The 13,155-nt window shown below is 59.6% G+C and carries 11 protein-coding genes; 2 read left to right on the plus strand and 9 right to left on the minus strand.

All coding sequences use genetic code 11. The annotated features are described in order from the left end of the window. Nucleotides 1-60: 60 nt before the first annotated feature. From FJE54_RS12170 to FJE54_RS12185, 4 genes are all read right to left on the minus strand, one after another. Nucleotides 61-1,464 (minus strand): GGDEF domain-containing protein, encoded by a 1,404-nt coding sequence (locus FJE54_RS12170; protein WP_180326725.1) that lies wholly within the window; start codon nucleotides 1,462-1,464, stop codon nucleotides 61-63. 236 nt (nucleotides 1,465-1,700) lie between these two features. Continuing rightward, a complete protein-coding gene (gene speB / locus FJE54_RS12175) occupies nucleotides 1,701-2,702 on the minus strand; it encodes an agmatinase (protein ID WP_218971930.1) in 1,002 nt (333 codons plus the stop codon). Nucleotides 2,703-2,798: 96 nt separating this feature from the next. Beyond that, nucleotides 2,799-4,886 carry a HelD family protein gene (locus FJE54_RS12180; protein WP_139653034.1) on the minus strand — a complete coding sequence of 696 codons (2,088 nt, stop codon included), beginning with the start codon at nucleotides 4,884-4,886 and terminating at the stop codon, nucleotides 2,799-2,801. Nucleotides 4,887-5,165: 279 nt separating this feature from the next. Beyond that, the gene (locus FJE54_RS12185) at nucleotides 5,166-5,618 is read right to left on the minus strand and encodes an acyl-CoA thioesterase (RefSeq protein WP_139653035.1); all 453 of its coding nucleotides are present in this window, start codon (nucleotides 5,616-5,618) and stop codon (nucleotides 5,166-5,168) included. 31 nt (nucleotides 5,619-5,649) lie between these two features. On the opposite strand from FJE54_RS12185, the gene FJE54_RS12190 reads away from it, so the two are divergent. Together FJE54_RS12190 and FJE54_RS12195 are read left to right on the plus strand one after the other, a co-directional pair. Then, nucleotides 5,650-6,819, plus strand: coding sequence for an Mbeg1-like protein (locus tag FJE54_RS12190; RefSeq protein ID WP_139653036.1), 1,170 nt, complete (start codon nucleotides 5,650-5,652; stop codon nucleotides 6,817-6,819). 88 nt (nucleotides 6,820-6,907) lie between these two features. Beyond that, nucleotides 6,908-7,804, plus strand: coding sequence for a prenyltransferase (locus FJE54_RS12195; RefSeq protein WP_139653806.1), 897 nt, complete (start codon nucleotides 6,908-6,910; stop codon nucleotides 7,802-7,804). Between the two features lie 278 nt (nucleotides 7,805-8,082). Here the strand turns inward: FJE54_RS12195 and gluQRS are convergent, their stop codons facing one another. From gluQRS to FJE54_RS12220, 5 genes are read right to left on the minus strand one after another with little or no spacing between them, the layout of a single operon-like run. Beyond that, nucleotides 8,083-9,009 carry a tRNA glutamyl-Q(34) synthetase GluQRS gene (gene gluQRS / locus FJE54_RS12200; protein ID WP_255467416.1) on the minus strand — a complete coding sequence of 309 codons (927 nt, stop codon included), beginning with the start codon at nucleotides 9,007-9,009 and terminating at the stop codon, nucleotides 8,083-8,085. A gap of 5 nt (nucleotides 9,010-9,014) precedes the next feature. Beyond that, the gene (locus FJE54_RS12205; protein WP_139653037.1) at nucleotides 9,015-10,343 is read right to left on the minus strand and encodes a phenylacetate--CoA ligase family protein; all 1,329 of its coding nucleotides are present in this window, start codon (nucleotides 10,341-10,343) and stop codon (nucleotides 9,015-9,017) included. Then, nucleotides 10,340-10,771, minus strand: a complete 432-nt coding sequence (locus FJE54_RS12210) for an ACT domain-containing protein (RefSeq protein ID WP_139653039.1) — start codon at nucleotides 10,769-10,771, stop codon at nucleotides 10,340-10,342. The genes FJE54_RS12205 and FJE54_RS12210 overlap by 4 nt, the downstream gene beginning before the upstream one ends. Further along, complete coding sequence (locus FJE54_RS12215; protein ID WP_180326726.1) at nucleotides 10,768-11,364, minus strand: indolepyruvate oxidoreductase subunit beta; 597 nt, start codon at nucleotides 11,362-11,364, stop codon at nucleotides 10,768-10,770. Before FJE54_RS12215 ends, FJE54_RS12210 begins: the two co-directional genes overlap by 4 nt. Continuing rightward, on the minus strand, nucleotides 11,354-13,117 hold the full coding sequence (locus FJE54_RS12220) for a thiamine pyrophosphate-dependent enzyme (protein ID WP_139653042.1): 1,764 nt from the start codon (nucleotides 13,115-13,117) through the stop codon (nucleotides 11,354-11,356). The genes FJE54_RS12215 and FJE54_RS12220 overlap by 11 nt, the downstream gene beginning before the upstream one ends. Nucleotides 13,118-13,155 lie beyond the last annotated feature (38 nt).

Below are 13,155 nucleotides of genomic sequence, written 5' to 3' on the forward strand. Positions count from 1 at the left end.
GGGGCGAAACGGGCAATTCCGTTACCGTTAGAGATCCATCGTAATACCTGTACCCGAGCCCTATTCGGCGTGCGAGTCCTCTATCGCCTCGGGCTGCGATATCCAACCTGTTCGGCAACGATCTTCGCCGCTTATCCGAACAGGCCGCGTATGCGACGTACGGTAGTACTGCTCTTTATCGCGATACATCGCTTTGTCCGCATCGAAGAGCATCTTTCCCACGTCGGCCGAGTCGGCTGACCAGGTCGAACCGATAGCAGCCGCTCCAGGCAATTCGCGGGCAAAAGTCTCTTCGAGCTTTTCGACCAATATACCGAACGACGCTTCGCCGACGTCTGAAACGGCGGCAACGAACTCGTCTCCCCCCACACGGTACACCTTCGCCCGTTCCCCCAAAGACCGTCTCATCGTTTCAGCGCACTCGCGCAGGAAGCGATCCCCTTGAGCATGTCCGCTTCGGTCGTTGACCTCCTTCATGCCGTTGACATCCAAGAAAATCACACCGAGCGAACGCGAACTGCTGCCGAGAGCCTCCATGTCTTCGATGTAGCGATTGCGGTTGAACAAACCCGTCAGGGTGTCATGGTAGCTGAGAACGTACAGTTGCTGCTCCGCCTTGATCCGCTCTAAAACCATGGTGTAGAAAAAGCACAGCGTGTAGAGCAAAGGTGCGATATCGCGTATGAGTTCGACCGGCGGATTATCCAAGCCCAAGAAGCCCACCACGTGTCCGTCGCGCTCGATCGGTGAAACCACCATGCTCCGGGTGTCTTGCTCGGCAAGCATCCGATACGCCTCAGGTTCAAGAAGCTCCTCGAATTCGGCCAAATTCTCGACGAGGACGCACTCGCCCCGTTCGAGCGCTTCGTACCACGATGCGAAGTATGTGGCATCGACCTCTTGAATCGATTTCGCCTTTGACGCATCGCCCTGCGAAAACCACTCGTGCGTGTTGCGAAAAAGACCATCTTGCAAGGAAAAGATAAACGCTCGATCGGCCTGAAGCTCGCGTCCGAGCCGCTGCAGCATCCTGTTGGTTGCGAGGTCCGTATCGGTTTCGCGATACAGGTCCTTGACGCATTCGAGGATGATCTCGCCGCTCTGATGAAGGTTGCGAAACCGCATCGCCTCCTCTTTGAATTCGGTAAGATCGTAACCGATTTCGAGCCGCGCGCTTCTTCCCATCCATTCTATCAGGCGGTCGTTCAGCAGATGCCGGTGTCCGCTGACGGGGTTCGTGAACTCCCATACGTAGCACTTATCGTAGCTCAGCAGGTGATTCGTACAAAACGGACAAGGCTCGCTCCGATTCTGAAGAAACTCGTAGCACGTTACCCCGGAAAGCTCTTCGTCAGAGGAAACTCCGTATAGCTCTCGCGCCAGATCGTTCATATACAGCAGCTCGTAGGTGTCTATATCCGATATGTAGAGCGGATCTGGAATGTCGTGGTTGAAATCTGCCATGGAAAACCCCATCACGTTGTATAGCTCATGCTCAATACAGAGCTTCAATTTTGAGTTAATTATACGTTACCGGGTTCGCTTTTCGCTTCTGTATCGAGCGCTTAAGGGCAAATTCGAAGGAAAGCAGTCCAAAACGGCGCCCGTTGGAAACGTCGACGCATCGGGATCTGCCACGCCCGATACGGGTGCGCAAAACGGTGATGCGGATGCCGCCCGCCCTGTGCACCCGATTAGAGTTACTCTAAGTACCCCTGCGAGCGTTTCTTCGTATAGAAGCAGATGAAATCGAGGATGATCTGGGCGGCGTAGAGCGAGGTTTGGTCGGCGTGGTCGTAGGGCGGTGCCACTTCGGACACGTCGAAACCCACAACCTGCCCCTTCTTCACAACAGCGTAGACGAGGTCATTAACCTCCTCGTACATGAGACCGCCTGGTTGCGGGGAGCCGGTACCCGGACACAGCGAAGGGTCGAGGCCGTCGATGTCAACGGTGATGTAGTAGTAGGCGGCATCGGGAATCTTCGCAATAACCGCCTCCATTCCCTCGCGCCTGAGTTCGGGCGTCGAAACGATCGTGCTGCCGTACGCACGCGCTTCGGCGAAATCGGCGGGTCCGCTGCTGCCGAGCCCCCGTAGGCCTATCTGCATCATGGGGCCGACGTGCGCAAGCTCCGAAGAGCGGCGCATCGGGGAGCTGTGCGAGCAGGTGAATTCGCCGTACGAGTTCGTCCAATCGAGATGGGCGTCGAACTGGATGATGCACACGTCGTGGTAACGGTCGAGCGCACGAACTACGGGGATCGTGGTCGAGTGGTCTCCCCCTATCACCACCGGAACCGCCCCCGAATCGAGGATGCGCCTTACCGCAGCCTCGCAGTTCGCAAACGACTGCTCGAAGCCGCACGGGGAAACGTCGACATCGCCGCAGTCGATGATGCGCTCGCCCTTATCGAGGTATTCGATCTCTCGCACCGGGTCGTACAAACCGTACAATCCATCGCAATACACGGTCGAGGCATCGCGCACGCCGCGAGGACCGAAACGCGCCCCGCTTTTCGCAGAAGCACCGATATCGTATGGAAATCCGAGAATCGCTACGTCGAAGCCTTGCCCAAGCGCATCGAGCGAGGGGCAGATCTCGGTTTTCATAAACGAGGAGATGCCCGTGAAAGGCAGGTTAAAGTAATTACCCGAATCGGTCGAGAAATTCACGTTCGCGTTCCTGCTTCCGAATTCCACAGCGCCTCCTCATGTTTGGCTTTCGCTTCGTACCTATGATACGCCATGTTCGAAGGAGATTTCCGTTCGGTCAATCCCCCGTTTCCTGCGCGCCGATCAGTTTGCGAGAAACGTGCTCGGCTCGTTGCGGTAGAGGATCGTGAGCTTGTGCATGGCGCGCGTGATGGCCACGTACAGCAGGCTTCGTTCGTACTCGCTTGCGTACTGATTTCGGTCAGCATCGAGAATGATCACCTCGTCGAACTCGAGGCCCTTCGACATCTTGATCGAGGCAACCGACACACCGTCTGAAAACGTCGCGCTCTCATCGGATATGAGGCGCGCGCGATGGTCGCGCAGCAGCAGTTCGTGGTAGACGCGCGCTACCGTATCGGATTTGTGGATGATACCGAGCGTCTTGAAACCGCTCGCTTCGAATGCGGCTATCGCCTCGTCGAGCTGTGCGAGCACACCTTGCGTATCGCCGCAGCGCACGAAGCCCACAGGACTCCCGTGGCGCTTCAAGGGATCGATATCCAAGGCAGGTTTCACCTTCTGAGCAAGCTCGTTGATCTCAAGGGTCGAGCGGTAGCTTCGGGTAAGTCGGAACACGTCCGGGTTCCCATAGATCTCGCGCATCGCTTCAAGCGTCATGCCGTTTGCCGGATCGACCCGTTGGTTGAAATCGCCGAGGATGGTTTTCTCACAGGGGAACAGCCGCGCGATAAGCATATGCTGAACCGGAGTCAGATCCTGCATCTCGTCGATGAGCAGGTGCTTGATCTCGGCAAGTTCCTCGAATCCGTCGAATGCCGATTGCAGATAGGCGATCGGACAGGCATCCTCCCATTCGATCGTTCCTTTCGCCGCCATGACGAAGTGTCGCTTAGCTTGCGCATCCGCCAAGAAAAGGCGGTACAAGCCGAGCGCGTCTTTCGCAGCGAGCATAGTGTTGAGCTTTTGACGCACCTCGCTTTTCTTGGGAACCGTCACCCTCCTGCCGATGCTCTTCGCGGTAACCTCGACGACAATTTCAGAGGCGAGCAGCTCGATACGCTCCTTGACGGTGAGTCTGCCGAAGCTCTGGTACCGCTCGGTCAGCCAAGCGCCTTCGAAGGTAACCGAGCCGAAGGAGAGGTCCCTTCCCGTAAGCGCCTTCGCACGGAATTGCTCTGCGTAAGCCGCGATCGCTTCTGCGAACTCAGGGGTTCCTTTGTACTGGGCCCGCTTTAGCCACGCAGGGTCGGCGTCGTCGACGGGATAGCGCTGGGCTGCGATGTGGAGTGTGGGTCCGAGAACGGATTGCGCAATGCCGCGCACGTCCATCTCGCGAACCGGCTCCTCGCCGAGTTCGGGCAGCACATTGGATATGTAGTCGCCGAACACCTTGTTGGGAGACAGAATGGCGATCGAGTTCGAATCGAGCGATCCTTTGCGTCGGTAGAGCAGATACGCGATGCGGTGGAGTGCGATTGAAGTTTTCCCCGAGCCCGCGACGCCCTGAATGATGAGCGTTCCGCCCGATTCGTCGCGGATGATCCGGTTCTGCTCTTTCTGAATCGATGAGATGATCGAGCGCATTTTGCTGTCAGAGGTGCGGCTGAGCTCCCGCTGCATCACCTCATCGCGAATACCCGAATCGTCATCGACCGCGTACACAAGCTCGCTGTTCTCCACTTTGATCTGCCGCTTGCCTTCAAGCGTGCCCGTCACATGCCCCGAAGGCGCATCGTATGCGGCCGATCCGATGTCGTAATCGTAGAAAAGACCCGCAACCGGGCTCCGCCAATCCGATATTTCGATGGCGCCGTTATGGCTGAAGGCGAACGGGCCGATGTAGCTTGCCTTCGCCTCGCTCTCCCCTTGTGCGCGAAACGCCACCCTGGCGAAGTAAGGGGAATCGTACAGCCGCGTGAGGCGCTCGCGAGAAAGATGCGCGAGCTCGGCATTGCGGTCAACCTCTTTGAGAAAGAGTTCGTTTTGGTACATCTCCTGCGGGTCGATCTCTCCCCTGTTCTCGGACATGTAAAACTTGGTAGACCGGTACGCATCGTTGGTCTGGTCGAACAGACCCGAAGCGTGATCGATGGCCTGGGAGAGCTTTGCAAGCGTTGCTTTGAGATGGCGTCGCTCTTCCTCGAAAGGGTCGTGCATTTCATGCTGATCGGGACTCGGATCAGCACCGGACATGGTCATGTCGTTCATGGGTGCTCCTCGGGTCCGCAAAGGGTGTCGGCGGCCGCGTTATTCGCGTCGGGCGCCGTGCGGGATCGGTTGTTGATGATCGGAACGAACAATCATAGCAGAGCGCGCCGCCGCTCGCAAGGCTACGGGCGGAGAAAGCGGTAGAGACCCCTGCAACCTGCGAGCACATCGTCGTACGTGGTTCCGAAACGCCCGTGTACCACGGATCGGCTCTATCGCCCATTTCCAGCGCATTCCAGGAGCTTTTCACCTGAGCGCGGGGATCGCCGCCGAACAGTCTCAGCAGGCCTGCTCGGAAGCGAGCGGTTCCATGACCTCGAGATAGCGCTCGTAAAGCTTCGGCGCCACCTTCTTGATGCTTTTCGGCTTAAACGTTTCCCTTTCGACGACGCAATGGGTGGTGGTCGCGGTGCAACACGGCTTGTCGGTGCCGATAACCTGTCCCTGCTTGTACACGTCGTATGCGTACACGGTCTTGGTCGGACGCGATTCGATAACGCGTGTAACGACAATCGCCGTATCGCCATAGGTGAGCGGCGCCCCGTACGCGAGCTCGACATTCACCACCGGCGACAGGTAGCCTGCATCCTCGAGCTCCGAATACGGGCAGCCGATGGCTTCGAGGAACTCGGTTCTCGCGTCTTCGAAGTATAGAAGGTAGTTCGCGTGGTAGACGATTCCCATCATGTCGGTTTCGGCGTATCGTACATGGATTGTCGTAGTCACTCGCATAGCTTATCTCCCGATCGGATACAATAGACGTATGGGTAATATCGTAACGTATTTGCAAGACGAGCAGCGCACGTTCTTTGAATCACCGTTTTGTGCGGTGGATAGCCTCGTGTGCTCGGTCATCTGCTATTTCGACTTCGACCACGGCGCCGTTGCCGTGGCACCGAGCGGGCGCGAGACGCTGCTTCACGACATCGTTGCGCTCAGCGATTGGAAGAAGCTGTGCAGCGGAAGCTGGCTCGAAGATGCGAAAGAGACCGAGGACTTCATGCGTGCCCTCATGGCGAGCAGGCGCTACCGGTCGATGACGGCCGCGTTCTATGCGAACGAGTTCTCGAACGTCGTCGAAAAGCAGTTCAGCGCTCTCACGCTGTTCCTCGGGCAAGGCGATGCGTACATCGCGTTCAGGGGTACAGACGGTAGCTTCGCCGGCTGGAAGGAGGATTTCAACCTGTGCTTCAAGCACGTGATCCCCTCGCAGCGATCGGCAGAGGCCTACCTTTCGGGCGTTGCTTCCGCGACCGAGTGCCCGCTTATCGTCGGCGGCCACTCCAAGGGGGGAAACCTCGCAGAATACGCCGCACTCGTCGCGCCTGCCCGAGCATACGAGCGGATCAAAGCCGTTTACAATCACGACGGTCCCTCGTTTCTCGACGACCCCTCCCCGCGCATCGAAGACGCATCGTTTGCCGCGAAGCTCAATAAAACCGTTCCGGAGTCATCGGCATTCGGCATGATCCTCGAACGAAGAACGGGCTACCGCGTCGTGCGCTCGTCGGCGCTCTCCGTATTTCAGCATAACCCTTTCAGCTGGGAAGTCGAATGCGGCGACTTCGCATGCCAGGAAGCGCTCAACAAAAGCGCCGTGCTCTTCGATGCGGCGCTCGACGAATGGCTGCGGAGTAAAAACACCGAGGAGCGCGAGCGCTTCATCGACACGATATACGATCTGTTCGTTTCGACCGATGCGAACAGCTGGGCCGAATTCCAAAGCCAGATTCTCGCCAACACCAAGAAAATCGTCGGGAAAAGCGGGGAGCTCGATCCCGATACGAGGCGGTTCGTCCTCGCCACCATAGCCTCGCTCGGAGGCATCCTCAAGCGCGAGACGCTCAAAAGATTCCGCCCCTCGCCGCGAACCTGGCTGCCTTTCCGCAAAGAGCGGTACAATACTTCAGCAGACACCCAAGACCCGAGTTGACCACAGCGGAAGAACAAGGTTGGAACAATCAGTGCACACGCCAGGACAAACCGATAGCGCACCCGTATATACCAAGCTCACCCCCACCATGGCCCTACAGCTCGCTGCCCCGCACACTTGGCCCGCAGCAATTCTTCCGGTGCTGTTCGCTGTGTCGCTTGCTGCCGTTACCGTCGGCAGCCTGTCTGTCACGCTCGCACTTGCGTTGCTCGTCATCTGCGTGCTCATGCAGGCATCGGTGAACACCTTGAATGATTACTACGACTTCGTCAAAGGCGCCGACAGCATCGAGAACCAACTCGATCCCACCGATGCCGTGCTCGTATACAACAACGTGAATCCCAAGGCGGCCCTCGCGCTTGCGATCGGGTTCCTCGGCGCGGCGTTTCTGCTCGGCGTGTACGTCATATTCGTCGCAGGATGGATCCCGCTCGTCATCGGACTTGTGGGGGCGGGCATCATCGTGTTGTACTCTGCGGGTAAAAGCCCGCTTTCGTACCTGCCCGTCGGCGAGTTCGTAAGCGGCATCACCATGGGCGGCCTCATCCCGCTTGCCTGCTACCAAGCGCTCACCGGCGAGTTCTCATGGCTTGCGCTGCTGCTTTCGCTTCCGCTTGTCTGCGGCATCGGACTCATCATGTTCACGAACAATACGTGCGATATCGAAAAAGATAACGAAGCTGATCGCAAGACGCTTTCGGTACTTTTGGGCCGCGAGCGTGCACGGACGGCGTATCACGCGGTGATCGTCGTATGGGCGGCATCCATTGTCGTGTTCTCGGCGGTCTTCTTCCCTTCGGGGCTCATCGTCATCCCGTTCATGCTTGTTGCCCTCTACCCCGCCGCGAGCGCCCTCTGGAAAAACCCCCTCACGCCCGCTACGCGCCTTCAAGCGATGCTGCAATGCCTGAACCTCAACATCGCGCTCGGCGCGTTCTACGCCGCAGCTATCCTCATGGGAGGCATGGCGCAGGTGGTCCTGTGAGCAGACCCCGAAGAGTTCCCTGTTCTGCCTTGAGACTCGCAGGGGCCTGATATGAGAGTAACTCTACCTCGCTTTTGTTCGACGAACGCGTAAACCCGCTTTTGAGGCCGCTCAACTAGGTACTGTACACCCTACATCGTTTTGCGACAGAATTATGCGATATGGATGACGTTATATACTATTCATCAGGCATTTTATCTCCGCTATACTTCTGGTATAGAGAATTTTTATCGCAAACAACGTAGGGTGTACAGTACATAAACATTGGGTCAGTCCATTCAGCGCCATTGCACCTGGATGACGCCTGCAAGCGGAGCGAGATCGAACCGCTCCAAAAGCTCGTCGAGCGCGACAGGCTCGCACGTACCGACGATGCCCGCTAACCCGGCGATGTGGCCGATGAGCGCCTCGGGAGTCTTGAAGCGCGTCCGCAGCGCTTCCATATCGGCATCGCGGTCGCGTTTTGACAGGCGACGGTCGCGCTCGCCTGTGATGAGGGGAATATGCGCGTAGGCGGGATGCTCGAAACCGAACAGATCTTGCAGGTAGAGCTGCTGAGGCGTCGAGCACAAAAGATCGACGCCACGCACGACTGAGTTCACGCCTTCGTCGGCATCGTCGAGCACGACGGCGAGCTGATAGGCGAACGCTCCGTCAGAGCGCCGAACAAGGAAGTCACCGCACTCCGAAGCAAGGTTTTGGCGATACGGCCCCTGGATCAGATCGGTGAACGCAAAATCCTCATCGGGCACGACAAGCCGTTCTGCGGGCCTGCGCTTGCGCGCACGCTCGATGCATTCCTCGGCCGTAAGGCGGCTACACGTGCCCGGATAAACCGTTTTCTCGCCCCGATGCGGCGCGGAAGCTGCATGAAGGTCGGCGCGCGTGCAGAAGCACGGGTACAGAAGGCCTCGGGCTTCGAGATCATGAAATGCCGCTTCGTAGGCATCCGTCCGGTCGCTTTGGAAGTACGGACCGCGATCCCAGGTAAGCCCCAGATACTCGAAATCGCGCATGATGGAGTCGATGAACTCCGGTTTTGACCGCTCGCGATCGAGATCCTCGATGCGCAACACGATCTCGCCGCCCTGCGACTTGGCCACAAGCCATGCCATGAGCGCCGCGAACACGTTTCCCGCGTGCATGCGCCCGGTCGGACTCGGGGCGAACCGGCCAACCGGGCTCGGCGCTTCGCAAAAACCCACCGGGCCTACGCCTCCCGCAAGCGCTTGTCTTCAACGTGTTTGGTCTTGCCGAAGCTGCGCTCGATGCCGCCCGGTTCGACGAGCTTCACAGTGACGCCGACAAGCAGAACGGCTTTAAGCTTATCGGCGATGCGCCTCGTGAAGTTGCTCATCTCCTCGAACGAATCGGTGAACGCCGAGGGCTTGAGCTCGACCATGACCGTCATGGAGTCGAGTCCGCCGACGGTTTCGACGACGATGCGATAGTGGGTCGTCACACCTTCGATGCCCGCGAGCACGTCTTCCACCTGGCTTGGGAACACGTTCGTTCCGCGAATGATGAGCATGTCGTCGGAGCGTACGCGCACTTTCTGCATGCGCGCATGGGTACGCCCGCACGCGCATGGCTCGCAGATCACGCGCGTCAGGTCGTGCGTACGGTAGCGCAGCACCGGTATCGCCTGCTTGTCGAGCGGCGTGAGCACAAGCTCGCCCTCTTCGCCCTCGGCAACCGGCTCCCCCGTTTCCGGATCGACGACCTCCCAGAGAAAGTGGTCCTCGGCAATATGCTGCATGTCGCGCGAGGCGAGGCACTCCCCCGATACACCCGGTCCCATGACCTCAGTGAGGCCGTAGTTGTCGGTGCACACGATGTGCATGCGCGATTCGATTTCCTGCTTGAGCTTGGGAGGGCACGGCTCGCCGCCGAACAGGCCCACGCGCAGTGTGCTCGCCTCCCAATCGAAGCCGAGCTTCTCGCCCACCTCGCACATGTGCATGGCGTAGGACGGCGTGGCGATGAGCACCGTGGTGCCGTAATCCTCCATCATGGTAAGATGCCGCTCCGTGTTGCCCGACCCGGCCGGAATGAGCATGCATCCGAGCTTCTGCAACCCGTAGTGCAGGCCGAAGCCGCCCGTGAACATGCCGTAGCCGAACGCCATTTGGGCGCGGTCGCCGGGAACGACGCCCGCCATCTGCGCCAAGCGCGCGATGCATTCCGCCCAGACTTCCATGTCGTGGGGATTGTACCCGACGACGATGGGCTTGCCTGTGGTACCCGAAGACGAATGGAGCTCGATCACCTCATCGAGCGGCACGGCGAAAAGTCCGTAGGGAAACGTTTCGCGCAGCGCCGCCTTGTCGGTGAAGGGCAGAAGGCGCACGTCTTCGAGCGTCTTGATGTCGCACGGCGCAACGCCGAGCTCATCGAGCTTCTCGCGGTACCACGCGACCCGCTCGTAGGTCCAGGCTACTTGCGCTTTAAGCTTTTCAAGCTGGATTTCATGGATGCGCTCTCGCGGAGCGGTTTCGATTGCGCGGTTGAAGATGGGCATGTCGGCGAAATTCGTCATGCTCCCACCTCGACGGGCTTTCTGAGATCGTCTTGGCCGATGAGCTCGATCGGCTGGTCGGCGAGCAGACGCTCGGCTGCCGCAATGTCTTTTACACTGAGCGCAATATAGGTGGAGATGAGCGAATAGCTGTAGATGACGTTGATACCGCAGTCGGCCATGACGCCGACCAAGCGTGCGAGCTCGCCCGGCTTGTCGGTGAGCCTTGCCACGAGCACCTCGGTTTTCGCAGCGGCCGCACCCGATGCCTCGAGCGCGGTGATCGCCCGCTCGGGATCATCGACGATGAAGCGGACGATCCCGTAGTCGCCGGTATCGGATGCGCTGTAGCCGCGCACGCTGATCGACTCGGCCTCGAACATCTCGAGTACGCGCTTCAGGTGGCCCGGCTGGCTTTCGAGGAAGATGCTGATCTGCGAGACGCTCATGCGCGCACTCCTTGAGACTGCATGCCGGCACGAAATGCGGCGATATTGACATCGACGGTACGGGGCGGAACGCGCAAGGCGATCTGCTCTTCCCATACGGCAGGATCGAATGCCATACCTGCAGCCAAAGCGCCGAGCAGCACCACGTTGGCGGATTTGGCGCTTCCCGCTTGGACGGCAAGGCTTCCCGCCTCTATGAGATGCGCCCCTGCCTCAAGCAACCGCTCTCGAGCCCGTTGTGGCATGGAGGCTGAGCCCGTAAGCACGGGAAGCGGTTTAATCGACTCGTCATTCACAAGCAACAAGCCGCCTTCTTTCAGATACGGAAGATTGCGAAGCGCCTCGGTCGTCTCGAACGCGACGATGCGATCGGCGCAGCCGAGATCGGTCACCATGGACGGCACGCTTTCGCCGAACCGCACGATCGTGGTCACCGCACCGCCGCGCTGCGACATGCCGTGCACTTCCGAAAGCTTTACCGACAAGCCAGCCGCTATGGCCGTCTTCGCGAGCAGATCGGCGGCGAGGATGGTGCCCTGTCCGCCGACGCCGCAGAGAAGCACCGTGGTGGCATTCGTTTGATTAGCGGACATCACTGCCTCCTTCCCTCGCATCAGACGCGGGCACGATAGCCGAAAACGCGCAGTACTGGGCGCATTGGCCGCACCCGATGCACATGAGCGCGTCGATGGCGGCAACGCCCGTTTCCGGATCTTTTGAAATGGCCGGGCAGCCGAGCGTCGGGCACACGCCGCATGCGCGGCAATCGCCGGTTACGGCGAAGGCCGGCTTGCGCACGCGGTCGACGAGCACGCACGGGGCCCTGAACACGATGACTGACAGACCGTCGGACTCCGTCGCCTGCTTAAGAGCGTTGCGCACGTCTTTCATGCTATGGGGATCGACGGTGGCCACATCTTCGACACCGAGCGCGCGGATGATTCCCTCGAGGTCGAGCTCACGGGTGGGGCGCTTCTGCAAGGTGATGCCGTTGAAGGGGTTGCCCTGCTGGCCTGTCATGGCAGTCGTGCGGTTGTCGAGGATGCACACCGTTCCCGATCCGCGGTTGTACACCGTATTGATAAGCGAACTCAAGCCCGAATGCGCGAACGTCGAATCCCCAATGACGGCGACGACGGGACGATGCTTCTCCTCGGCAAGCGCAAGCTCGAAACCGTGGGCCATCGAAATCGAAGCGCCCATGTCCACACAGGTGTCCATAGCCGATAACGGCGGAAGCGCTCCGAGCGTGTAGCAGCCGATGTCGCCCGTGACGATGGCCTTGATGCGCGCGAGCTCTTTGAACACGAGGCGGTGCGGGCATCCGGCGCAGAGCGCCGGCGGACGGCCGGGAACGTCGGCCTGCGCATCGGCATGGCCGGCTTCCTCTTTGTCGAACGCCGCTCTGATCATGCCGGGAGTGAGCTCCCCGTCGAGAGGCAGCGGCTTTCCGGGTACGGGCGAAACTTCGATGCCGAGCGAGCGGATCTGCGTCGAAAGGTAGTCTGACGCCTCTTCAACCACGTAGAACGCCTCGACCGACGAGGCGAACGCAGCGAGCTTTTCCTTGGGTAGCGGCCAGGTGACTCCGAGTTTGAGGATGCTCGCTTCGGGAACAGCCTCGATCACGTGCTGGTAGGAAGCCCCTGCGCACACGATACCGATCTTCGGATCTCCTTTGGTTACCGTATTGTACGGGCACATTTCAACCCATGCCTTGAGCTCAGCTACCCGAGCATCCTGCACCTTGCGGCGCGGCTTTGCGAAAGCGGGCATCATCACCCATTTGCCCGCATCCTTCCCGTACGGCTTGAGATCATGCCCGGTACGCGGCCCGGGTTCGACCGGTGTCTTGGTATGCGAGATGCGCACCGTCGAACGAATGAGGAACGGCACGTCGAACCGCTCGGACAGATCGTACGCTTCGCGCGTGTACGCAAGCGCCTCGGCCGAATCGGACGGCTCGAGCATCGGCATGCGCGCCGCAAGCGCATAGAAGCGGGAATCCTGCTCGTTTTGCGACGAGTGCATGCCCGGATCGTCCGCCGCGAGTATGACGACGCCGCCGCTCACTCCAGTATAGGCAGCTGTGAACAGGGGGTCGGCAGCCACATTCACGCCGACATGCTTCATGGTGGCGAGCACGCGGGCACCGGCCGCCGAGGCGCCCATGCCCACTTCAAGCGCCACCTTCTCGTTCGGACACCACTCGGCGTACACGCCTTCCTTTTCCGCAAAGGCTTCCATGGTTTCAGTCGAGGGGGTCCCCGGATACGCAACGCCGATGCGCGCACCTGCCTCCCATGCCCCCTGGGCTATCGCTTCGTTGCCGGATAGCAGTTCCATCTGCGCATCCACTCCCTCCAGGCCGCCCGCGAACACCG

The organism is Raoultibacter phocaeensis (assembly GCF_901411515.1).
In the GTDB taxonomy this organism is placed as follows: domain Bacteria; phylum Actinomycetota; class Coriobacteriia; order Coriobacteriales; family Eggerthellaceae; genus Raoultibacter; species Raoultibacter phocaeensis.